Raw genomic sequence first — 21,538 nt, 5'->3', positions numbered from 1 at the left:
TCGGCCGCCTAATTCCGCGCCTTCGCCCGAGACCGCGCCCTGGCGCGCAACGTGGCCTGCAACTCGACCTTGCGCACCCGCACGATCTCGGGGGTGACCTCGACGCACTCGTCCTCGGCGCAGAACTCCATGGCCTGTTCGAGGCCGAGCTCCAGCGGCCGGGCCAGCGTCTCCATCACGTCGGCGGTGGAGCTGCGCATGTTGGTCAGCTTCTTCTCGCGGGTGACGTTGACGTCGAGGTCCTCGGCGCGCGGGTTGATGCCGACGACGTGACCCTCGTAGGTGTCGTCACCCGGCTCGACGAAGAACTGGCCGCGGTCGGCGAGCTGGATCATCGCGAACGGGGTCACCGACCCGCTGCGGTCGGAGACCAGCGACCCGGTGTGGCGGGCGCGGATCTCGCCGGCCCACGGGCGGTAGCCGTCGAACACCGCGTTGGCGATACCGGTGCCGCGGGTCAGCGTGAGGAAGTCGGTGCGGAATCCGATCAGCCCGCGGCTGGGGACGATGAAGTCCATCCGCACCCAACCCGCGGCGTGGTTGGTCATGTCCTCCATGCGGCCCTTGCGGGCGGCCATCAACTGGGTGACGGCGCCGACGAACTCCTCGGGGCAGTCGATGGTCAGCGCCTCGAACGGTTCGTGCAGCTTGCCGTCGATGGTCTGGGTGACCACCTGCGGTTTGCCAACGGTCAGCTCGAAACCCTCGCGGCGCATCTGCTCGACGAGCACGGCCAGCGCCAGCTCACCGCGGCCCTGCACCTCCCAGGCGTCGGGGCGGCCGATGTCGACGATCTTGAGCGACACGTTGCCGACCAGTTCGGAGTCCAGCCGCGACTTCACCATCCGGGCGGTCAGCTTGTGCCCGGACACCTTGCCGGCGAGCGGCGAGGTGTTGGTGCCGATGGTGACCGAGATGGCCGGTTCGTCGACGGTGATGCGCGGGAGCGCGTGTGCGTGGTCCGGATCGGCCAGCGTGTCGCCGATCATGATCTCGGGGATCCCGGCGACGGCGACGATGTCACCGGCGACGGCCTCCTCGGTGGCAGTGCGTTCGACGCCGACGGTCACCAGCAGTTCGGTGATCTTGGCGTTGGTCACGACGGGATGGCCGTCGACCTCGCGCATCCAGGCGACCTGTTGCCCCTTGCGCAGCTTGCCCTTGTAGATGCGGATCAGGGCGAGCCTGCCGAGGAACGCCGACGCGTCGAGGTTGGTGACCAGCGCCTGCAGCGGCGCCTCCGGATCGCCCTGCGGCGGCGGGATGTGCTCGAGCAGGACGTCGAAGAGCGGGTCGAGGTTCTCGCCGTCGGGATTCTCGCCGTTGACGGGTTCGGTGGTGCTGGCGATGCCGGCCCGGCCCGAGGCGTACAGCACCGGCAGGCCGAGGGCGTCCTCGGCGGCCTTCTGCGCCTCGTCATCGAGATCGGACGCCACGTCGAGCAGCAGATCGTGGCTCTCGGAGACCACCTCCGCGATCCGCGCGTCGGGGCGGTCGGTCTTGTTGACGACCAGGATCACGGGCAGGTGCGCGGCCAATGCCTTGCGCAGCACGAAGCGGGTCTGCGGCAACGGCCCCTCGGACGCGTCGACCAGCAACAGCACCCCGTCGACCATGGACAGACCGCGCTCGACCTCGCCGCCGAAGTCCGCGTGCCCCGGGGTGTCGATCACGTTGATGACGGTCATGGTGCCGTCGGCGTGATGGCGGTGCACCGCGGTGTTCTTCGCCAGGATGGTGATGCCTTTTTCCTTCTCCAGGTCACCGGAGTCCATCAGGCGTTCAACAGCGTCGTCGCCGCGGTGGCTCAGCGCACCGGACTGCCGCAGCATCGCATCGACCAGGGTCGTCTTGCCGTGGTCGACGTGGGCGACGATGGCGACATTGCGGAAGTCATTGGGTAAATCCACGTACTCGATTGTCGCAGTGCGACGACTCGATCGCGAAATGCGCAGTTTGCCGTGCGGGGCCGCGCATGGCACCGCGCGTGGCCCGTGGCAATCTACGTGGCAATGTGAAACGCCGCCGCCCAGCCACCGTCAGGATCCCGCCCGCCCCGTGAAACCCAGCAAGATCGCCGAGCTCAAACCGAAGAAGAAGTGCTGCCGCAGCAAGCCGCGCTGCAAACGGTGCCCGCTCGTCGTGCACAAGGTGCGCAAGGCTGAGCACATGGGCATCCGGGGCAAGGACCTGGAGAAGGTCTACAAACGCGCACGCAAGGCGTGAACGCCCGCTGACCTGTGAATTCGCCTGCCGCGAGGGCGGATACGCGAGTACCGTTGAGGTACCCGTCGAGATCTGTCGTAAGCGCTTGGAGGTCTGATCATGGCGGTTTACGAGGCACTGACCATCGCCTTGATCGTCGTGTTGGCGGCGGCCACCATCGCCGCTCTCTACCTCGGACTGATGAACTGGATCAACGCCGCGCACGTGGTGCGATGCAGTACGTGCCACCACCTCACGGTGGCCGCGGCGCGGGAGCCCCAGCAATCATGTCCGCACTGCCGCCATCCGCTGCTGACCCATCCGCTGTATGCGGTACATCACCCCCGCAGCGCCCGTCAGGTGCGTGTGGTCGGCGACCGCCTGCACTACTGAGCGCCACAGTCGACGACGCAGGCCGTCGGCCTGGGCCCGTGGCGCGGGTTTGTCTGCGGCTGCAGCCGTTCACTCTGCAACTCTCGCTACCTGCCTCCGCGTCGCGAGTCGCCTCGCTGTTCGGCGATCGACGCCGATCCATGACGTCCGCTGACACCGGCGCAATTTGCCGAAAAGCCTCCAGGGCTAACTTACTTCTGGGTAAGTTGTGCGGGTCCTGTTCCTTGCATGTGCAAAGGAGTTCCCGTGCAGCTCACTGCTCGTCCCTACCTCGCCGCCGGCGTCGCATTGGTCGGCGCAAGCGCCATCGCCGTCAGTCCGGTCGCACCGCCGGTGCCGGATGCGGCCGAGGTGGTCAGTCGCGCCGTCGCACCCACGGCATTCGCCAACCCGTTCGCGCCGGTATTCGCCGACGCCGTGACGAACATCGAGAAGCTCATCGCGGCCGTCGCCGCCAATCCGGCCCCCATCCTGACCCAGGTGGTCGAGAACCAGATCGCGACAGCGGGCGTGCTCGGCGGCCTCGGGCGGGACTACGTCGAGAACTTCGTGGGTTTCGTGACCGGCACCGGTGAAGGGGTCACCCTGCCGGGCCAACTCACCGACGCCTTCGAGGCTCTCGAGGACGGCGACTACGGCACCGCGTTCGGTCTCCTGGCGGCCGTGCCGCTCCTCTTCGTGACCGCCGGCAACGTCTTCGGAACGTTGGGGGAGGTCATCCCGCAGATCGGAGCGCTACTCGCGCAGCCGTTCACCAACATGGCCGCGGCGATCACCGCCGCCACCAACCCCCAGAATCTGCTACCGGTCATGCTCGGATTCACGACGCTCACGACGTTCACGGCTCAGACTTTCGGCGAAGGGCTCGAGGGCGTCGCATCGGCGATCCGCACCGGGGATCCCGGGGCGGTTCTGTATGCCGCCCTCGAAGGCGCTGCCGACACGCTCGACGTCTTCCTCAATGGCGGCTTGCTGGCGAGCAGCCCCGTCGATCCGTTCAGCAACGGCATCTTCGGCGGGTTGCTCTGGCTGCGTGATGCGGTCGCCCAGGCCATCGCACCGCAGCCCGCCGCGCCCCTTCTCAACGAAGCGCGGATCGGCGCGGTCAACGAACTCCCCGACCCCGAGCCGAACCTGGTCGCCTTAGCGGCCACATCGGACGACGATGAGGTACAGCAGAAGTCCGACGTGTCGAGCGCCGCCCGGGTCACCACGGCCGAGGAAGCCGCAGACGTCGATCCCGTGGAGGCCGCCGACGAAGAAGCCACCGACGAAGTGGTCACCGACGAAGAGGTGACCGAGGACGAGGCCGTCGAGGAAGAAGCCACCGACGAAGAGGTGACAGACGTCGCGGGCACTGACGAGGAAGCGACGGCGACCGAAGATTCCGCCGACTCCACGGAAAGCGAGTCCACGGACAGCTCCAACGACACGAAGTCGCCCGAGGGCTCTGACGGCGACTCCGCCAACAACGACGCCTGACCCCGCACGACGGCATCGGCCCCCTCTACGGAGGGGGCCGATCGCCGGCCAACGCGCGACCGAGCGCGCCGAGCCAGACGCGGTCGGCGGGCACCCACGGCAGGTCGTCGAGTTCGTGTGCGGCGACCCATTTCAGCGCGCGGTGATCGATCGCCTGCAGCTGCCCGCCGGTGTGGGTGACCAGATAGGCGCGCAGCGAGGTGGTCGGGCTCAGCGCGATGTCCTCGCCGATGCGGGCGCCGACGGCGACGTCGATGCCCAGTTCCTCACGCAACTCGCGCGCCAGCGCATCGGCGTCGTTCTCCCCCGGTGCCACCTTGCCGCCGGGCAGTTCCCACAGCCCGGCCAACTCGGGTGGGCGCTCGCGCTGCGCGACCAGTAGCCGTGATTGCGCGATCAGCGCACCGGCCACCACGATCTGTTCTCCCATCAGCGGCGACGGTATACCGTCGAGGGCATGGCCGTGTTGTCTGACGACGAAGTGGACGCCGCCCTAGGGGATCTGGGCGGATGGGAACGCGTCGACGGGGCGTTGCGCCGCGCGGTGAAGTTCCCCGCGTTCCTCGACGGGATCGAGGCGGTGCGCCGGATCGCCGAGCGCGCCGAGGCGAAGGACCACCATCCGGACATCGACATCCGTTGGCGGACAGTGACTTTCGTTCTGGTCACGCATTCCGAGGGCGGAATCACGCAGAAAGATCTGCAGATGGCGCGGGAGATCGACGCGATCGTCGACCGGTAGCGCCGGTGGTGGCTACCCAAGCCAGCGTGGCCAGCGTCGCGACGATGTAGATCAGCCCCGCCCACGCGAGGTACCACGGTCTGCCGATCTCCCAGATCGTCGGCTGGGCGAAGCTGAGCAGCCACGGGACGCCGACCACCGTCAACACCAGCCACCCCCAGCGCAGCATCCGCGCACCGAGCCGGTGGCGCAGCGGTCCGTACCAGAGCCAGATTATCAACGGCAGGGTCCACACCCAGTGGTGGGTCCACGAAATCGGTGACAGCAGAAGACCGAACAGCTGCACGATCAAGATCGCGCCCAACCGGTCCGCGCTGCCGCCGATCGCCCGCCACGCCAACAGCGCCAACACCGCGGTGAGCACGATCGCCACCACGACGGCCGGGCCGTACCCGGCGTCGTGGCCCAGGATGCGGGAGATCCCCCCGCGCCAGGATTGGTTGAACGACGTGCCGATCGGCCCGACGCGGTCGGCGTCGCCGAGCAGGTCGGTGAAGTAGAAGCGGGCCTGTTCACCGATCACGGCCAGCGACAGCGCGACCGTGGCGGCGAAGACCACGGCCGAGAAGACCGCCGACGCCCAGCGCCGCGCGCCGACGAAGTACAGGCCCGACACCGCCGGGGTCAGCTTGATCCCCGCGGCGAGCCCGACCAGCAAACCCGACAGCCACCACCGGGAACTCAGCACCGCCCCGAGTACCGCCACCACCAGCAGCACGTTGACCTGCCCGTAGTCGAACGTGCTGCGCAGCGGTTCCAGCCAGATGCCGATCGCCGTCCAGAGCATCGCGATCCGGCGGCCGCCGCCGTCGAACAGCACGGGGCCGAGCAGGCGTTGACTCAACCGGACCACGCCGTAGAGCGCGACGATGATGCCGAGTTGCCAGGCGAATGCGACGAGCCCGAACGGCAGCAGGTGCAGCGGATAGAAGACCACCGCGGCGAACGGCGGATAGGTGAACGGCAGCGGGAAGTCCGGCGTCTGATCGGCGTAGACGTAGTCGTAGAGCGTGCCCGGGTTGTCGAGTGCGCCTGCACCGCCGACGTAGACGTGCAGATCGACGAAATTCGCGCCGTTGGCGACGAGGTAGGTCCACGACAGCCGCGCCGCGATGCTCAGCACCAGCAACACCGGAGCGGCCGTGGCCAGTCGGGTGCGTGGGGCGATGGAGGCGGTGTGGTCGTCGATTCGCCCGACTCTACTGATCCGGTAACCGATTCCCGTCACCTCCGTAACGGTTGAATAAATGCCACACATGTCACTTGAGTAACACCAGTAACTGCGTAGCGTCGGGCGCAGACGTGCTGTCGACGGATTGGGAGATCCATGAACCTCACCAGAAAAACCCTCGTGACCAGCGTTATCGCTGCGGCGGGAGCGCTTCCGCTCGCGCTGGGCCTCAGCGGGACCGCCGCCGCCCAGCCCGCGGCGCCCGCACCGCCGGGACCGGCCATCCCGTTCCTGGATCAGCTGGGCAACGCGCCGCAGCTGCTGCAGACCTTCGCCTCGGCGCTGACCGGCAGCGGGATGCCTGCGGCGACCCCGGCCGCCACCCCGGCGGCCGCCCCCGGTGCCACGGCGTCGATCACCCTGCCGCAGCCGCCGGCGGCGCTGCCCGCCACGCCGGCCGCCGCCTCGCCGCTGCCCGGCGTCAGCATGCCGGCCGGCCTGGCGTCGCTGATGCCCGCCGGTTCGCCGCTGACGAGCCTGCTGCCCGCGGCCACTCCGGCGGCCCCGGTCGCCCCGCCCGTGGGCGCGCCGCCCGCCGGCGCACCGGCGGCTCCGGCGCTGTTCCCGGTCTCGGCCCTGCCCTGACCGTCCGCCCGAACGTCTGCGCCCTGACCGAAACTCCCGAGGAGTGACATGTCACCGACTCGAACTCTGTTGACGACCGCGGCCGGGTTCGGCGCGTCCGTCGCATTGCTGTTCAGCAGTGCGACGGCCGCGGCCGAGCCCGCACCCGGGCTTCCGATCGACGCGCTGCAGGCGCCCGGTCTGCCCGCGATGGAGAGCCTCGGTCCGGTCATCCAGCAAGCGGCGGCGGATCCCAACAACGCCGCGTCGATGCTGATGGCCGCTGCCGCCGTATTCGCCGGGGATGCGGCAGCGCCGTCCTCCTCGCGCGATGTGGCGTCGGCCGTCAACCAGTTCGTGGCGGATCCGGCGGCGCATGTGCCCGCCCCGGGCGCGGTGCCCGGGACGCAGGCCCATCTGCCCGCCGGGGTCAATCCGGCGCATGCGGTGGGACCGCTGCCCGCCGGCGCCACCCCGCCGCTGCCGGGTCCGGACCCGGCGGCGGCACCCGCGGCTGCCCCGGCCCCGGCTGCGACGCCCGCAGCCGCTCCGGTCGCCGTCGCCGCCCGACCGGCGCCGGAGGCGGTTCCCCCGGCACCCGAAGCGGCCAACCCCGCGCCGGCGCCCGGGCCTCCGGGGTTCGCCCCGGACAGCCCGCCGACGCAGGACTTCATGTACCCGTCGATCAGCAACGGCTGCCTCAAGGACGGTGGCAACGTGCTGGCCACCGCGATCTCGGTGGCGGGTCCGGCGAAGATCCCGCTGCCCGGACCGGGACCCGGGCAGACGGCCTACGTGTTCACCGCGGTGGGCACGCCGGGTCCGGCGGCCGAGCAGAAGCTGCCGCTGAACGTCACATGGGTGAACCTGACCACGGGCAAGTCAGGCAGCGCGACGCTCAAACCGCGCCCGGACATCAACCCGGAGGGCCCGACGACGCTGACCGCGATCGTCGACACCGGATCCGGCAGCATCATGTCGACCATCTTCGGCCAGGTGACCACCACCGAGAAGCAGTGCCAGTTCATGCCGACCATCGGCTCGACGGTCGTGCCCTGACCCCTGATACGAGGAATCCCCGGTCGCGTTGCGGCCGGGGATTTTTCGTCGAGTGTGGGAGTTCTCAGTACGCCATGAACAGGATGGCGTCGCGGTCGTACTCGCGGCCGGGATGCGCCTCGGACAGGTGCTTCTGCGCCTTCTCGACCAGATCCTCTTCGTCCTTACCGGTGATGGCCTCACCGCACGGGCAGTTCAAGTGTGTCTTCATGCGGCCCAGCCTATTCGCCCTTGGCCATACGAGTCAGCGAGACTGCGCACAGATCGCGAAATCGGCGAATATCGAGATCTGGCAGCAGTCTCGGCGCGCTAACCCTTGGCGGCCTTCGCCGCAGCCTTGGCCTGCTTCTTGTAAGAGCGCACCTTCTCGAGTGCGCCGGGATCGGTCACGTCGGCGATCGACATGTAGGTCCCGGCCTTGCCGTAGTCGCCGGCGGCCTCCCGCCACCCCGTCGGCGTCACCCCGTACTGCTTGCCCAGCAGCGCCAGGAAGATCTTCGCCTTCTGCTCGCCGAAGCCCGGCAGCGCCTTCAGCCGGCGCAGCACCTCGGCGCCATCGGGGTCACCCGAGGTCCACAGCGCGGCGGTGTCGCCGTCATAGCGGTCGACGATCAGTTGCGCGAGCGCCTGGATGCGTTTGGCCATCGACCCGGGGAAGCGGTGCACCGCGGGGGTCACTGAACACAGCTCGGCGAACTTCTCCGGATCGTGGTCGGCGATCTCGCGCGGGTCGATGCCGCCCATCCGGTCGGCGATCTTCTTCGGACCCGCGAACGCCGCCTCCATCGGATACTGCTGATCCAGCAGCATGCCGACCAGCAGTGCGAACGGGTTCGACTCGAGCAGTGCGTCGGCCGCCGGATCCTGGACAAGCTGCAGTTTCGCCACGCCGCCAGTTTATGACGACGAGTGTGCGTTGAAGCGGGACGAGTCCGTTCGGGGATGAGTCTCGCCGCGGTGTGCGATGGTTAGGCGTTATCGGTGGACAGGGCCCCTAGGAGACGGACCATGAGACGGGTGCTTGCACCTCTTGTTGTGGCGGTCGTTGCCGCCTTCGCCTTGGCCGGTACGGCTCAGGCGATACCGGACCAGGGCACACCGGCGTTCGACGAATACCTACAGGGCTTGCAGCGCAACGGTTACAACCTGAATCCGGACACCGCGTGGCGTGTTGCCCACCAGGCCTGCATCGGCGGCCTCCCGGGATACATCAGTTGGGAACTCGCCGCCCAGGGAGTCATCGGCCCCGGAGCGCAGGAGCGGGTGATGGACGTGGCGAGAACGTACGCCTGCCCCGTTCAGTAGGTGGGGTCACCTCACATCGCGCCGTCCCACACCCCGTGAGGTGAGATGTCCGGCGAGTTCGCGCTAGTCCTGGCGGCGGTGCTGATCGTGGCCGCGGTGGCCGCGTCGGTCGTCGTGGTGCGCACCCGCCGCGTGGTGGCCACCCCCACCGAACGCGCCGTGCACGCCGCCCTGCACACCGCATCGCTGGCGGCGCGGGCGCTGCGCCAGGGCCTCGACACCACCTCCGCGGAGTCGGCGGCGCCGTTCCTGCGTGAGCTGACCGGCACCGACGGCATCGCCCTGTTCGACGGCGACGGCCAGCTCCTCGCCCGCGATCCCGACGACGACGCGATCTGGACCGCCGACGTCACCGCCGAGGCCGCAGGCACCGTGCGCGAGTCGATCTCCGGTCAGCGCCGGGTGCTGCGCAGCGTGCGCACCGCCACCGTGATCGCCCAACCCCTGCTGACCGACGCCGGCGACCTGCTCGGCGTACTCACCGTCGTCACCACCCGCGATCCGGGCCCCGGCATGCTCGGCGCGGTCGGCGAGGTGGCCCGCTATGCCGCCGGCCAGCTCGAGCTCGCCGAACTCGACGCCTCCCGCGCCCGCTTGGACCGCGCCGAGGTGCTGGCGCTGCGCGCCCAGATCAGCCCGCACTTCATCTACAACGCGCTCAACACCATCGCCTCGTTCGTGCGCACCGATCCGGACCGGGCCCGCGATCTGATCCTCGAATTCGCCGACTTCACCCGCTATTCGTTCCGGGCCGCCGGGCAGTACACGACGCTGGCCGACGAACTGCGCAACATCGACCGCTACCTGACGTTGGAGCGCGCCCGGTTCGGCACGTCGCTTGAGGTGCGGCTGCAGGTCGCCCCCGAGGTGCTCGGCGTCGTCGTGCCGTTCCTGGCGCTGCAACCGCTCGTGGAGAACGCGGTACGCCACGGGCTGGCCGGCCGCGGCGGCGGGTCGATCGAGATCATCGCCCGCGACGAGGGTTCGGACTGCGTCATCACCGTCGAGGACGACGGCGTCGGCATGGATCCGGCCGCGCTGCGCACCGGGACCGGCGACGCCCTGGGCGGCGACGGTTCGGCCGCGCACGTGGGCCTGACGAATGTCGACCATCGGCTGCGGGCCTCATTCGGCAACGACTACGGTCTGGTGGTCGAGACGGCGATCGGGGCGGGCACGAAGGTCATCATGCGGGTACCGAAATTCCGGTCCGGGGTGCGGGCGTGACATCCGGACTGACCGTGCTGGCCGTCGACGACGAAGCGCCCGCCCTCGACGAACTGGCCTACCTGCTCGGCCGCCACCCCGACATCGGCGAGGTCATCCGCGTCGGCGACGCCACCTCGGCGCTGCGCGAACTCAACCAGCGCAGCATCGACGCGATCTTCCTCGACATCAACATGCCCGGCCTCTCCGGGCTCGAACTGGCCGGAGTGCTCGCCAATTTCGCGCACCGTCCCGCAGTCGTGTTCGTCACCGCGCACGACGACAAGGCCGTCGCCGCCTTCGACGTCGGCGCCATCGACTATCTGCTCAAACCCATCCGGCAGGACCGCCTCGACGAGGCCGTGCGGCGGGTGGGTGCCAGCGCCGACCCCGTGCCCGCCGAGACCGAACCGGACTCCGACGTCGTACCCGCCGAACTCGGCGGCATCACCCACCTGATCCCCCGCGACAGCATCGGCTGGGTCGAGGCCGAGGGCGACTACGCCCGGCTGCACTCCGCCTCGGGTTCGCACCTGGTACGCATCCCGATCAGCACACTCGAAACCCGTTGGCGGGAAAGGGGTTTCCAGCGGATCCACCGGTCCTACCTGGTGGCGCTGCGGTTGGTGACGGGGTTGCGGACCAGCGACGGCGCCGTCCTGGTCCGGTTGCGCGCCAACGGATCCTCCCCCGCCGTCGAACTGCCGGTGAGCCGCCGCCAGGCCCGGGAACTGCGCGACCGGCTGGTGCGCGATCCACTGCGCCACCTGCGACCCGCGGGCGGCGATGACTGAGCCCGCACGCCCGCAGCGCGAACGCGTGGTGCTGGCCCACCGGCGCGGCGCCCGGATGGTCCGCACCCGGGTCGAGGTGCAGGAGCAGACCCAGGTCGGCGACGCGCTGGTGCGCGGCCTGGTGCGCGCGCAGCTGGGCCTGGCGCTGCGGTTGGCCGCCGTGGTGGTGGGCGTGGTCGGCGCGATCGTCGCGGTGTCGGCGCTGGTCGGAGACTGGGCGGCGATCACCGTCGGCGGCGTCCGGCTCAACTGGCTGGTGCTGGCGCTGCTGGTGTATCCGCTGTTCTACGGGGTCGGCCGGCTGTACGTGCGGCTGGCCGAGCAGGCCGAACGCGACTTCGTCCGCGTCATCGACAGCGAACCATGACCGGCTCACCGTTGACGGCGGTGGCGCTGCTGGCGGCGGCGGTGGCCACCATCGCGATCGGCGCCTACGGGGTGCGGTTCTCCCGCACCACCTCCGACTTCCTGGTCGCCTCCCGCACCGTCGGCCCGCAGTGGAACGCCGCCGCCGTCTCGGGCGAATACCTCTCCGCCGCATCGTTTCTCGGGGTCGCGGGGCTGATCGCCAAATACGGCGCCGACGCACTGTGGTACCCGGTCGGGTTCACCGCGGGCTACCTGGGTCTGCTGCTGCTCGTGGCCGCACCGCTGCGCCGGTCGGGGGCCTACACGGTGCCCGACTTCGCCGAGTTCCGGCTCGGCTCACGGCGTCTGCGCAAAGTGGCGATGCTCGTGGTCATCGTGATCTGCGTGGTGTACCTGGTCCCCCAGTACCAGGGCGCCGGCCTCGCGCTCAAGACGCTGCTCGGGATGCCGGTGTGGATCGGGCCGGTGGTCGTCGGCGGCATCGTGATCGCGAATGTGGTCGCGGGCGGGATGCGCTCGATCACGTTCGTGCAGGCCTTCCAGTACTGGCTCAAGCTGACCGCGATCGCGGTGCCCGCACTCGCGCTGGTCGGGCTGTTCTTCACCGACCGCGGCGATCTCGGCGGACCGCTGCCGCCGACGGTCACCCAGGACACCACCGTCGCGATCGAGACCGACGTCGTCGTACAGGTCACCGAACCGGCGGGGATCACGGTGACCGGCACGCTCGACGGCCGTCCGGTGACCGCCGCGCCGATCGGCGCGCCCGGGGAGCACGAACTCGGCGCGCACACCACGATGACACTCGCCGAGGGGGCGACCACCCCGGTGCTGGCGGGCACGCCCGTGGCGGGCAGTCAGTGGCTGGCCTCCGGCGGCGGCCTGGGTGGCCCGCATCCGCTCTACCAGGTGCTGTCGATCATCGTCGCCACGTTCCTGGGCACCATGGGACTGCCGCACGTACTGGTGCGCTTCTACACCAACCCGGACGGGCGGGTGGCCCGGCGCACCGCGCTCGCAGTGATCGCGCTGCTGGGGCTGTTCTACCTGTTCCCCACCCTGCTCGGGGTGTTCTCCCGGCTCTACGTACCGCAGTTGCTCAGCACCGGTGCCGCCGACGCGGCGGTACTGCTCGCGCCCGGTGCGGCGATCGGCGGGGTGTTCGGCCAACTGCTCGCCGCACTCGTCGCCGCCGGCGCGATCGCGGCGTTCCTCGCGACCTCGTCCGGGCTGCTGGTCAGCATCGCCGGCGCGCTGGCCACCGACGTGCTGCGCGGCCGCGTGCGTGACTTCCGGGTCGCCGCGTTCGTCGGCGGGCTCATCCCGATCCCGTTGTCGCTCATCACCTCCGGACTGGAGCTGTCGCGCAGCGTCGGGCTGGCGTTCGCGGTCGCCGCGTCGACGCTGTGCCCGTTGCTGGTGCTGGGCATCTGGTGGCGGGGGCTCACCGCGATCGGCGCGATCTGCGGACTGGTGGTCGGCGGGGTGGCCTCGGGGACGGCGGTGACGCTGGCGATCGCGGGCGCCGTCGACGAGGCCGCGCTCGGCGGATGGGCGGCCGTGGTCGTCGGGTATCCGGCCGCGGTCACGGTGCCGCTGGCGTTCGTGACGATGATCGCCGTCAGCCGGCTGACCCGGCGCCGGATCCCCGCCGACGTCGCGCAGATCTTCGCGCGGATGCACGTCCCCGAACGGCTGGGCATGGGCATCGAGCGATTGCCCGGCAACTGACCGTCCCGCCGCTTGTCGTCGCCGACCGACCGTTCACCGCACCGCCGCTGGTTCTCGCCGAGCGGAACGGGTATGTGACCTACCTCTCAGTTAGGTTCGGCCGAGAACCACTTCACATACGACGAGGTCAGGAGTCACGGTGTCCGAGACGGAGCTTCCACCACGCGAGGCAGTGATGCCCAGCGGTGAGCAATATGTGGCCATGCAGGCCAGTCCGGAGTTCCAGGATCTACGGAACCGGTTGCGCCGCTTCGTGTTCCCAATGAGCGCGGCCTTCCTCATCTGGTACGCCCTCTACGTGCTGTTGAGCACGTTCGCCACCGACTTCATGGCCACCAGGGTCTGGGGCAACATCAATATCGGCCTGCTGATCGGTATCGGTCAGTTCGTCAGCACATTCCTCATCACCGGTATCTACGTGCGGTACGCGAACAAGGTGATCGATCCGCGCGCCACGGAGCTGCGCGCCGACCTGGAGGGACACGCGCCATGACCGTGCTCGCCGCCGAGACCATCGGTAACCCCGTCGCGAACATGTCGATCTTCGCGCTGTTCGTGTTGGTGACGCTGTTCATCGTCATCCGCGCCAGCAAGAAGAACGCCACCGCGACCGAGTTCTTCACGGCGGGCCGCGCCTTCACCGGTCCGCAGAACGGCATCGCGATCAGCGGTGACTACCTGTCGGCCGCGAGCTTCCTCGGCATCGCGGGCGCCATCGCCGTCTACGGGTACGACGGGTTCCTCTATTCGATCGGCTTCCTGGTCGCGTGGCTGGTGGCACTGCTGCTCGTCGCCGAATTGCTGCGCAACACGGGCAAATTCACGATGGCCGACGTGCTGAGCTTCCGGCTGAAGCAACGTCCGGTGCGGTTGGCCGCGGCCACCAACACCCTGGCGGTGTCGCTGTTCTACCTGCTGGCCCAGATGGCGGGCGCCGGTGTGCTGGTGGCGCTGCTGCTCAACATCGAGAGCGACATCGGGCAGTCGGTCGTGATCGCGGTCGTCGGCGTGCTGATGATCGTCTACGTGCTCGTCGGCGGGATGAAGGGCACCACATGGGTGCAGATCATCAAGGCGGTGCTGCTGATCGGCGGCGCGGGCATCATGACGGTGATGGTGCTGGCGAAGTTCGGGTTCAACTTCTCCGAGATCCTGGGCGGCGCGCAGGCGATGGTCAGCGGCAGCGAGGACGCGAAGGTCGCCGGCCGCGACGTGCTCGCACCGGGCGCCCAGTACGGGGTATCGCTGACCACGCAGGTCAACTTCATCTCGCTGGCGCTGGCGCTGGTGCTGGGCACCGCGGGCCTCCCGCACGTGCTGATGCGGTTCTACACGGTGCCGACGGCCAAGGAAGCGCGGCGCAGCGTGGTCTGGGCGATCGCGCTCATCGGCGCCTTCTACCTGTTCACGCTGGCGCTCGGTTACGGCGCCGCCGCGCTGGTCGGACCCGACCGCATCCTGGCCGCGCCCGGCGGGGTGAACTCCGCGGCCCCGCAGTTGGCGTTCGAACTCGGCGGCGTGGTGCTGCTCGGGATCATCTCGGCCGTGGCGTTCGCGACGATCCTCGCGGTCGTGGCGGGTCTGACGATCACGGCGTCGGCGTCGTTCGCCCACGACATCTACGCCAGCGTGCTGAAGAACGACAACGTCTCCGAGGCGCAACAGGTGAAGATCTCGCGGATCACCGCGGTGGTACTGGGCGCACTCGCGATCGGCCTCGGCATCCTGGCCCGCGAACAGAACGTCGCGTTCCTGGTGGCGCTGGCGTTCGCGGTCGCGGCGGCGGCGAACCTGCCGACCATCCTCTACTCGCTGTACTGGCGGCGCTTCAACACCCGCGGTGCACTGTGGAGCATGTACGGCGGTCTGATCTCGACGATCGTGCTGATCGTGTTCTCCCCCGCGGTGTCCGGCACGCCGACGTCGATGATCGAGGGCGTCGACTTCGCGTGGTTCCCGCTGGCGAACCCGGGCATCGTGTCGATCCCGCTGGCGTTCATCCTCGGCATCGTCGGCACGTTGACCTCGCCGGACGACGAGGACCCGACGATCGCCGCCGAGATGGAGGTGCGCTCGCTGACCGGGGTGGGCGCCGAGAAGGCCGTCTCGCACTGAGTGGGGATTGCGGGGGTGCGACGGTAACGTTGCACCCCCCATGCCCCGAATCCCCGTGAGCCGTTACGCGTTCGCCCTCCTGGCGTACGCGTTCGCGGTCACCATGCTCGGCACCACCGTGCCCACACCGCTGTACGCCCTCTACGCCGACCGCATGCACTTCGCGGTGCTGACCACCACGGTCATCTTCGCGGCCTACGCCGGTGGCGTTCTGGTCGCACTGCTGGCGTTCGGTCGCTGGTCGGACACGGTCGGCCGACGGCCCATGCTGCTGGCCGGGGTGGGGTTCGCGATCGCCAGCGCGGTGGTGTTCCTCGCGGCGGACTCGGTGCCGGTGCTGCTGGTCGGACGCGTGCTGTCCGGGCTGTCGGCCGGGCTCTTCACCGGGACGGCCACTGCGGCGGTCATCGAGGCCGCACCGGAGAGTTGGCGCAACCGGGCGGCCGCGGTGGCGACGGTGGCCAACATCGGCGGGTTGGGCGCCGGGCCGCTGGTCGCCGGGCTGCTCGTGCAGTATGCGCCGCAACCGCTGCATCTGGTGTTCGTCGTCCACATCGTGCTGGCCGTGCTGGCCGGCGTCGCGGTGTTCGTGGTCCCGGAGACCTCACCGCGCGGCGGCCGCATCGGGTGGCAGCGGCTGGCCGTCCCGCCGGAGGCCCGTCCGGTGTTCGTGATCGCCGCGCTCGCGGCGTTCGCCGGGTTCGCGGTCACCGGACTGTTCACCGCGGTGGCGCCGTCGTTCCTCGCCCAGGTCGTCGGCATCTCCAACCACGCGGTCGCCGGGGCGATCGCCTGCTCGATCTTCGCCGCCTCGGCGGTCACCCAGGTGCTCGCCAACCGGGTGCCGCCGCCGCGTGCGGTGGCGGCCGGATGCGCGATCCTCGTGGTGGGCATGGCGATTCTCGCCGTCGCGCTGCACTTCTCGTCGCTGCCCGGCCTGATCGTGGCCGCCCTGGTCTCCGGCGTCGGCCAAGGGATGAGCTTCAGCCGCGGCCTGGCCGCCGTGGCCGAGCGCACCCCGCCGGAGCGGCGCGCCGAGGTCAGTTCGACGTACTTCGTGGTCGCCTACGTGGCGATCTCGCTGCCGGTGGTCGGTGAAGGGCTGGCCGCGCAGGCGGTCGGGCTCAAGACCGCGGGTGTGGGGTTCGCGATCGCCGTCGCGGTGCTCGCCACGGGCTGCCTGATCGCGATCCTCTCGCGGGAGAAGTCGAGTGTTTCTACTCATGAGTGAGGGGTGGCGCGCGGCTTAGCTTTGCCGCATGACCGTTGCGACCCGCCTGTTCCCCACCCCCGACGAGGTCACGGCGGCGACGCCGCAGACCCGCGACCGGGCCATCGACGTCATCCGGATCGCGGCGCTGGCCGGGGTGGTGCTCGGCCACACGATGATGGCGACCAGCGCGGTGCGCGACGACGTCTTCCTGTGGGGCAACCTGCTCACCACCTCCCCCGTGCTGCAGGCGCTGACCTGGGTGTTCCAGATCATGCCGCTGTTCTTCTTCGCCGGGGTCGCGGCCTGCGTGGACTCGTGGCGGCCGGGGTCGAGCTGGGGCGGGTGGCTCCTGCGGCGCTGCACCCGGCTCTACCGGCCGGTGTTCTGGTACCTGGCGTTCTGGGCGGTGACGCTGACGGCACTGCGGCTGGTGCTGCCCGTTCACGTCTACGACCCGATCGCCGGGGTCTCGATCCAGTTGCTGTGGTTCCTCGGCGCCTACGTCCTCGTGTTGGCGGCCGTGCCCGCGCTCGCCCGTATCACCACCGCCATCCAGGCGGCGTGCACCGTAGCGGGGGTCTACGTGGTCATCGCCCTCGTCGACGCGATCCGGCTCCACACGGAGGGCCTGACCGCGCTCGGATACCTCAACACCGTCGTCTGGCTGATTCCCGCGGTGTTCGGCGTCGCGTACCGGCGCCGTCTGATCGCGGGCCGCACCGCCGCGCTCGTCGGGGTCGGGGCGCTCGTGGTGAACATCGCCGTGGTGGTGTTGGGCCCCTACGAGCTCAGCCTCGTCGGCATCGACACCCAGCAGGTCAAGAACATGACACCACCGTCGCTGCTACTCGCCGGCCACGCAATCATGATGTGCGCGTTCGCGATTGCCGCCGCCCCTGCCATCGCGCGGTGGGCGCGCAGGCCGCGGGTGTGGTGGCTGGCCGCGATCGGCAACTCCGGCGCGATGACGCTGTACCTCTGGCACATGCCCGCGCTACTGGCGACGCACCTGGCGTTCGCCTACCTCGGCCTGGCCCGATTCGACCCCGCCGCACCGGATTTCGTGACGATCTCGGTGGCCCAGGTGATCGTGATGGCGGTGCTGGTCGCGGCGGCGTTCACTCTGTTGCGGCCGCTGGAGAACGATCCGCTGCCGCTGTGGGACGGCGGCACCGTGACCGGTCCGGGTGCGCGCAGCGCCGCCGTCGGCGCACTGCTGTGCGTGGCGGGTGCGGCCACACTCACCTCGGTCGGCTGGGGCCTCAAGGAACAGGGGCTGTGGTGCGTGGCCGCGATGCTGGCCGCGCTGGTGGGCGCCCGCGCCATGGCCGTCCGGGACTAACCGCTCTTGCGGCGGAATTCGCGACGGTTCTCCACCGGCCCGTGCGCCTTCGGCTGCTTGACGCCGCCGTCGGTGTGCGCCGATCCCGCCGCGTGTGCCTTCTTGCGCTCGAGCGCCTCCCGGAACTTGCGCTTGGTGTCGTTCTCGGGTTGGTCAGCCATGCCGGCAGCCTAACCCGTTCGGCGGCGGGCCGTCGCCTCCTTTTACCGACGGCCCGGCGGCATCCCGTACAGGTGGCTGATCGGCAGCGTGAGCAGGACCCGGCGGTCGTCGACCATCGCGCGCCGGTAGTCGTCCCAGTCGGGGTGTTCCCCGGCGATGTTGCGGTACAACGTGATCAACCCTTCGACAGTCGCGTCGTCGGGCGCCGCGGCGGGTGGGGTGAGGACCGCCTCGCCCTCGGCGACGGCGTAGGCCCACCCGTCGTCGGAGCTGACATGGATGGACGCGCGCGGGTCGCGGCGCAGGTTGCGGGTCTTGGCCCGCGGTTCGGTGATCGACACCTGCAGCGCGACCGCGCGGGCATCGAAGTAGTAGGTGACGTTGGACAGCTGCGGGCGGCCGTCGCGTTTGATCGTCGCGAGCACACCCAGCGAGTTACCGCTGATCAAGGCCAACAGCTTGTCGTCGAACACCTGACGCACCATTCTGCGAGCCTACTTTCCTCGGTACCTTCGCGTCATGACACGTTTCGTGGCGTTCCTGCGCGGAGTCAACGTCGGCGGCGTCAACCTCAAGATGGCCGATGTGGCCGCGGCGTTGACCGAGGCGGGGTTCACCGCGGTGAAGACGATCCTCGCCAGCGGCAACGTGCTGCTCGACAGCGATGCCGACGTGGCGAGCGTGCGCCGCACCGCCGAGCAGGCGCTGCGGACCCGGTTCGGATACGACGCGTGGGTGCTGGCCTACGGCGCGGCGACCGTGGCGGCCATCTCGGCGGGCTACCCCTTCGAACGCGAGGTCGAGGGCCACCACTCCTACGTCACGTTCGTCACCGACGAGCAGGTGCTCGACGAACTCGCTGAGCTCGCCGCCGACGCTCCACCCGAGGAGAAGATCCAGCGCGGCGACGGCGTCGTCTACTGGCAGGTGCCCAAATCTACGACGCTGGAGACCACGATCGGCAAGACCATGGGCAAGAAGCGCTACAAATCCTCGACCACCACCCGCAACCTGCGCACCCTGGACAAAGTGCTGCGTTCGGTAGATTCGGCGAGGTGACGGATACACCACCGGCCAAGGTGGACGGCAGCGCGCTGACCGGGGTCTCGGAGACGGCGTTGCTCACGCTGCTCGTCCGTGCCAACGAGGCGCGCCGCCGCGACGGCCTCATCGACGACCCGATGGCGATCCGGTTGGTCGAGTCCATCGACTTCGACTGGGGCAAGTTCGGGCCGAGCCGCCGCCAGGACATGGGCTTGCGCGCCAAGGCTTTCGACGCCTACACCCGCCGCTATCTGCGCACCCATCCCCGCGCCACCGTCGTCGCCCTGGCCGAGGGGTTGCAGACCAGCTTCTACCGGATCGACGCCGCCGACGTCGGCCACGACTTCGGATGGCTGACCGTCGACCTGCCGCCGATCATCGAACTACGGCGAAAGCTGCTCCCGGCGTCGGACCGGATCCGGGTGTGCGCGCAGTCCGCGCTGGACTTCAGCTGGATGGATCAGGTCGACGACTCCGAGGGCGTGTTCATCACCGCCGAGGGCCTGCTGATGTACCTGCAGCCCGAGGAGGCCATGTCGATCATCCGGGCCTGTGCGCAGCGGTTCCCCGGCGGACAGATGATGTTCGACCTGCCGCCGTCGTGGTTCGCCCGCTGGGCGCGGGTGGGGATGCGAACCTCCCTGCGCTACAAGGTTCCTCCGATGCCGTTCAGCCTGAGCCCGGCCGACGCCGCCGCGCTGGCCGACTCGGTCCCGGGCGTGCGCGCCGTACACGATCTGCCGTTGCCGGAGGCTCGCGGCCGGGTGATCAACGCGCTGCTGTGGACGGCGCAGCGGCTTCCGCTGTTCGATCAGATACGCCCGGTGTGGACGCTGCTCGAGTTCGGCTGACGCCTTAGAACGCTTCCTCCACGTAACGCAGCGCCTCGGACTTGTCGAGCCCCAGCGCCTTGGCCGTCGACACGAACGCCTGCGCGGCACTGGCCATCGCGGTGTCGGCGGGGTCGACGCGGGAGACGAACGTCCCGAACCGGCCCCTGGTCTCCAGCACGCCCGCCGCCTCGAGTTCGCGGTACGCCCGGGCGACGGTGTTGACGGCCAGACCGATCTGCCCGGCGAGTTCCCGCACCGTCGGGAGCCGGGTGCCGGGCGGCAACCGGCCGTCGCGGACGGCCTCGATGATCTGGGTGCGCAGCTGGTCGAACAGGGGTTTGGATCCCCGCGCGTCGACCGTCAACCACTCCCCCATACCGGCCACGTGACCAGTATCTCCCACACCCGCTAGGTTGGTCATGTGCAGGTGACGGTGCTCAGCGGGGCCGGCATCTCCGCCGAGAGCGGGGTGCCGACGTTCCGCGATGTCGAGACGGGGTTGTGGGCGAAGGTCGACCCGTACGAGATCTCCAGCGCCGAGGGATGGGCCGCCAACCCGGAGAAGGTGTGGGCCTGGTACCTGTGGCGCCACTACATGATGGACGCGGTGGCACCCAACGACGGGCACCGCGCGGTCGCGGCGTGGCAGGACTACGCCGAGGTGCACGTCGTCACCCAGAACGTCGACGATCTGCACGAGCGGGCCGGCAGCCGCAACGTCTACCACCTGCACGGCAGCCTGTTCGAATTCCATTGCGACGCTTGCGGTTCCCGCTTCGAGGGCACCCTGCCCGAGATGCCCGAACCCGTCGAGGCCGTCGACCCGCCGCAGTGCCCGTGCGGTGGTCTGATCCGCCCGAACGTGGTGTGGTTCGGGGAGGCGCTGCCCGAGGACGCGTGGAACCGCTCGGTGCGCGCAGTCCTGACCGCCGACGTGGTGGTCGTCGTCGGCACATCGTCGATCGTCTACCCCGCGGCCGGGCTGCCGGAGATGGCGCTGTCGCGCGGCACCAGGGTCATCGAGGTCAACCCGGAGCGCACCCCGTTGTCGGACACCGCGACCCTCTCGCTGCGCGAGACCGCGACCGGCGCACTGCCGACGCTGCTGCAGCGCCTGCCCGAACTCCTGTCCTAAGGGCGCACCGCCCGGCCCAGCGCGACCTCGGCGACCGGCAGCGGCACCCACGGCGGCAGCATCCACTCTCTGCGGGCGCGCTCCACCCGGAAACCGGCGCCGGTGATCGCGGCCTCGGTGTGCCGGTGGGTGTGGCAGTTCCCGAGCAGCCGCGGCCACACCGTCGCGTCGGCGACCCGCTGCAGCCGGGCCCGCGGGCCGGTGGCCGCGATGTGTTCGAGGTAGCGCAGTTCGCCACCCGGCCGCAACAGCGAGAACAGTTGCCGCAGCACACTATCCGGATCGTCGACCGAGCACAGCACCAGCGAGCACACCACGGCGTCGAACGGTTCCCCCGCGGTCAGTTCCTCGACGCTCTCGGTGCTCACCTCGATGGGTACCGGTGCGTGGGCGGCGGCCTCACGGGCGTGCGCGGCCAGCCGGCGTTCGGGTTCGATGGCCACCACCTCGGCCACCGTCGGCGGATAGTGGGCGAAGTTGGTGCCGGTGCCCGCGCCGACTTCGAGCACCCGGCCCGCGAGACCGGCGAGGTTGTCGGCGCGCAGGTGCCGCATCGCGTCGGTCTCGTGGCCGGACATGGCCGTCCACAGCCGGGCGAAGAACGGATTGTCGA

At 69.7% G+C, this 21,538-nt stretch carries 27 protein-coding genes; 18 read left to right on the top strand and 9 right to left on the bottom strand.

Annotation, left to right across the window (positions count from 1 at the left end):
- Nucleotides 1-8: 8 nt before the first annotated feature.
- On the bottom strand, nucleotides 9-1,910 hold the full coding sequence (gene typA / locus AU194_RS05480) for a translational GTPase TypA (protein ID WP_059088220.1): 1,902 nt from the start codon (nucleotides 1,908-1,910) through the stop codon (nucleotides 9-11).
- Nucleotides 1,911-2,058: 148 nt separating this feature from the next.
- Between typA and AU194_RS31650 the strand changes: the two genes are divergently transcribed.
- The 3 genes from AU194_RS31650 to AU194_RS05470 all read left to right on the top strand — a co-directional run bounded on the left by AU194_RS31650 (nucleotide 2,059) and on the right by AU194_RS05470 (nucleotide 4,080).
- Entirely contained in the window at nucleotides 2,059-2,226 is a 168-nt protein-coding gene (locus AU194_RS31650) for a hypothetical protein (protein WP_157575908.1), read from the top strand.
- Between the two features lie 99 nt (nucleotides 2,227-2,325).
- Nucleotides 2,326-2,598, top strand: coding sequence for a hypothetical protein (locus AU194_RS05475; RefSeq protein ID WP_059088219.1), 273 nt, complete (start codon nucleotides 2,326-2,328; stop codon nucleotides 2,596-2,598).
- 246 nt (nucleotides 2,599-2,844) lie between these two features.
- Nucleotides 2,845-4,080, top strand: a complete 1,236-nt coding sequence (locus tag AU194_RS05470) for a hypothetical protein (RefSeq protein ID WP_157575907.1) — start codon at nucleotides 2,845-2,847, stop codon at nucleotides 4,078-4,080.
- Between the two features lie 25 nt (nucleotides 4,081-4,105).
- Here AU194_RS05470 and AU194_RS05465 read toward each other — a convergent pair whose 3' ends face one another.
- Nucleotides 4,106-4,510 (bottom strand): (deoxy)nucleoside triphosphate pyrophosphohydrolase, encoded by a 405-nt coding sequence (locus tag AU194_RS05465; protein ID WP_059088217.1) that lies wholly within the window; start codon nucleotides 4,508-4,510, stop codon nucleotides 4,106-4,108.
- A 27-nt stretch (nucleotides 4,511-4,537) separates the two neighbouring features.
- Between AU194_RS05465 and AU194_RS05460 the strand changes: the two genes are divergently transcribed.
- Nucleotides 4,538-4,822, top strand: a complete 285-nt coding sequence (locus AU194_RS05460; RefSeq protein WP_059088216.1) for a 4a-hydroxytetrahydrobiopterin dehydratase — start codon at nucleotides 4,538-4,540, stop codon at nucleotides 4,820-4,822.
- On the opposite strand, the gene AU194_RS05455 is transcribed toward AU194_RS05460, so the two are convergent.
- Nucleotides 4,767-6,080 (bottom strand): mannosyltransferase, encoded by a 1,314-nt coding sequence (locus AU194_RS05455; RefSeq protein WP_059088215.1) that lies wholly within the window; start codon nucleotides 6,078-6,080, stop codon nucleotides 4,767-4,769. The two genes, AU194_RS05460 and AU194_RS05455, sit on opposite strands and share 56 nt — an antisense overlap.
- A gap of 69 nt (nucleotides 6,081-6,149) precedes the next feature.
- Here AU194_RS05455 and AU194_RS05450 point away from each other — a divergent pair, with 69 nt between their 5' ends.
- The gene (locus AU194_RS05450; protein ID WP_059088214.1) at nucleotides 6,150-6,638 is read left to right on the top strand and encodes a hypothetical protein; all 489 of its coding nucleotides are present in this window, start codon (nucleotides 6,150-6,152) and stop codon (nucleotides 6,636-6,638) included.
- A gap of 48 nt (nucleotides 6,639-6,686) precedes the next feature.
- A complete protein-coding gene (locus AU194_RS05445; protein WP_059088213.1) occupies nucleotides 6,687-7,676 on the top strand; it encodes a hypothetical protein in 990 nt (329 codons plus the stop codon).
- Between the two features lie 64 nt (nucleotides 7,677-7,740).
- Here the strand turns inward: AU194_RS05445 and AU194_RS30930 are convergent, their stop codons facing one another.
- Together AU194_RS30930 and AU194_RS05440 are read right to left on the bottom strand one after the other, a co-directional pair.
- Nucleotides 7,741-7,887, bottom strand: a complete 147-nt coding sequence (locus AU194_RS30930; RefSeq protein WP_011561426.1) for a DUF1059 domain-containing protein — start codon at nucleotides 7,885-7,887, stop codon at nucleotides 7,741-7,743.
- Between the two features lie 98 nt (nucleotides 7,888-7,985).
- The gene (locus AU194_RS05440) at nucleotides 7,986-8,564 is read right to left on the bottom strand and encodes an HhH-GPD-type base excision DNA repair protein (RefSeq protein WP_059088212.1); all 579 of its coding nucleotides are present in this window, start codon (nucleotides 8,562-8,564) and stop codon (nucleotides 7,986-7,988) included.
- A 120-nt stretch (nucleotides 8,565-8,684) separates the two neighbouring features.
- Here AU194_RS05440 and AU194_RS05435 point away from each other — a divergent pair, with 120 nt between their 5' ends.
- From AU194_RS05435 to AU194_RS05395, 9 genes are all read left to right on the top strand, one after another.
- A complete protein-coding gene (locus tag AU194_RS05435) occupies nucleotides 8,685-8,981 on the top strand; it encodes a DUF732 domain-containing protein (protein ID WP_059088211.1) in 297 nt (98 codons plus the stop codon).
- A 45-nt stretch (nucleotides 8,982-9,026) separates the two neighbouring features.
- Nucleotides 9,027-10,208, top strand: a complete 1,182-nt coding sequence (locus tag AU194_RS05430) for a sensor histidine kinase (protein WP_059088210.1) — start codon at nucleotides 9,027-9,029, stop codon at nucleotides 10,206-10,208.
- Nucleotides 10,205-10,981: a LytTR family DNA-binding domain-containing protein gene (locus AU194_RS05425; protein WP_059088209.1), complete on the top strand. Its 777-nt coding sequence runs from the start codon at nucleotides 10,205-10,207 to the stop codon at nucleotides 10,979-10,981. Before AU194_RS05430 ends, AU194_RS05425 begins: the two co-directional genes overlap by 4 nt.
- Nucleotides 10,974-11,348 carry a hypothetical protein gene (locus AU194_RS05420; protein WP_059088208.1) on the top strand — a complete coding sequence of 125 codons (375 nt, stop codon included), beginning with the start codon at nucleotides 10,974-10,976 and terminating at the stop codon, nucleotides 11,346-11,348. The genes AU194_RS05425 and AU194_RS05420 overlap by 8 nt, the downstream gene beginning before the upstream one ends.
- The gene (locus AU194_RS05415) at nucleotides 11,345-13,081 is read left to right on the top strand and encodes a cation acetate symporter (RefSeq protein WP_059088207.1); all 1,737 of its coding nucleotides are present in this window, start codon (nucleotides 11,345-11,347) and stop codon (nucleotides 13,079-13,081) included. Before AU194_RS05420 ends, AU194_RS05415 begins: the two co-directional genes overlap by 4 nt.
- Nucleotides 13,082-13,220: 139 nt before the next feature.
- Nucleotides 13,221-13,574, top strand: a complete 354-nt coding sequence (locus tag AU194_RS05410; RefSeq protein WP_369804027.1) for a DUF485 domain-containing protein — start codon at nucleotides 13,221-13,223, stop codon at nucleotides 13,572-13,574.
- On the top strand, nucleotides 13,571-15,196 hold the full coding sequence (locus AU194_RS05405; protein WP_059088206.1) for a cation acetate symporter: 1,626 nt from the start codon (nucleotides 13,571-13,573) through the stop codon (nucleotides 15,194-15,196). Before AU194_RS05410 ends, AU194_RS05405 begins: the two co-directional genes overlap by 4 nt.
- A gap of 40 nt (nucleotides 15,197-15,236) precedes the next feature.
- Nucleotides 15,237-16,427, top strand: a complete 1,191-nt coding sequence (locus AU194_RS05400; RefSeq protein ID WP_059088205.1) for an MFS transporter — start codon at nucleotides 15,237-15,239, stop codon at nucleotides 16,425-16,427.
- A 28-nt stretch (nucleotides 16,428-16,455) separates the two neighbouring features.
- Nucleotides 16,456-17,751, top strand: coding sequence for an acyltransferase (locus tag AU194_RS05395; RefSeq protein ID WP_059088204.1), 1,296 nt, complete (start codon nucleotides 16,456-16,458; stop codon nucleotides 17,749-17,751).
- Here AU194_RS05395 and AU194_RS31645 read toward each other — a convergent pair.
- Complete coding sequence (locus AU194_RS31645; RefSeq protein ID WP_157575906.1) at nucleotides 17,748-17,912, bottom strand: DUF5302 domain-containing protein; 165 nt, start codon at nucleotides 17,910-17,912, stop codon at nucleotides 17,748-17,750. The genes AU194_RS05395 and AU194_RS31645 overlap by 4 nt on opposite strands.
- Nucleotides 17,913-17,954: 42 nt before the next feature.
- Nucleotides 17,955-18,398: a PPOX class F420-dependent oxidoreductase gene (locus tag AU194_RS05390; protein WP_059088203.1), complete on the bottom strand. Its 444-nt coding sequence runs from the start codon at nucleotides 18,396-18,398 to the stop codon at nucleotides 17,955-17,957.
- Nucleotides 18,399-18,432: 34 nt separating this feature from the next.
- Between AU194_RS05390 and AU194_RS05385 the strand changes: the two genes are divergently transcribed.
- Together AU194_RS05385 and AU194_RS05380 are read left to right on the top strand one after the other, a co-directional pair.
- Nucleotides 18,433-18,972 (top strand): DUF1697 domain-containing protein, encoded by a 540-nt coding sequence (locus AU194_RS05385; protein ID WP_059088202.1) that lies wholly within the window; start codon nucleotides 18,433-18,435, stop codon nucleotides 18,970-18,972.
- Nucleotides 18,969-19,808 (top strand): class I SAM-dependent methyltransferase, encoded by an 840-nt coding sequence (locus tag AU194_RS05380; RefSeq protein ID WP_059088201.1) that lies wholly within the window; start codon nucleotides 18,969-18,971, stop codon nucleotides 19,806-19,808. Before AU194_RS05385 ends, AU194_RS05380 begins: the two co-directional genes overlap by 4 nt.
- Before the next feature lie 4 nt (nucleotides 19,809-19,812).
- Here the strand turns inward: AU194_RS05380 and AU194_RS05375 are convergent, their stop codons facing one another.
- On the bottom strand, nucleotides 19,813-20,166 hold the full coding sequence (locus tag AU194_RS05375) for a GntR family transcriptional regulator (protein WP_369804028.1): 354 nt from the start codon (nucleotides 20,164-20,166) through the stop codon (nucleotides 19,813-19,815).
- A gap of 45 nt (nucleotides 20,167-20,211) precedes the next feature.
- On the opposite strand from AU194_RS05375, the gene AU194_RS05370 reads away from it, so the two are divergent.
- Nucleotides 20,212-20,925: an NAD-dependent deacylase gene (locus AU194_RS05370; protein WP_059088199.1), complete on the top strand. Its 714-nt coding sequence runs from the start codon at nucleotides 20,212-20,214 to the stop codon at nucleotides 20,923-20,925.
- Here AU194_RS05370 and AU194_RS05365 read toward each other — a convergent pair.
- Complete coding sequence (locus tag AU194_RS05365; protein ID WP_082698494.1) at nucleotides 20,922-21,503, bottom strand: bifunctional 2-polyprenyl-6-hydroxyphenol methylase/3-demethylubiquinol 3-O-methyltransferase UbiG; 582 nt, start codon at nucleotides 21,501-21,503, stop codon at nucleotides 20,922-20,924. The genes AU194_RS05370 and AU194_RS05365 overlap by 4 nt on opposite strands.
- Nucleotides 21,504-21,538 lie beyond the last annotated feature (35 nt).

The sequence above is a fragment of the Mycobacterium sp. GA-2829 genome (genome assembly GCF_001499965.1).
Classification (GTDB): domain Bacteria; phylum Actinomycetota; class Actinomycetes; order Mycobacteriales; family Mycobacteriaceae; genus Mycobacterium.
The sequence above is the reverse complement of the archived record's forward strand: the minus strand, read 5'-3'. Positions and strand labels throughout refer to the sequence as shown.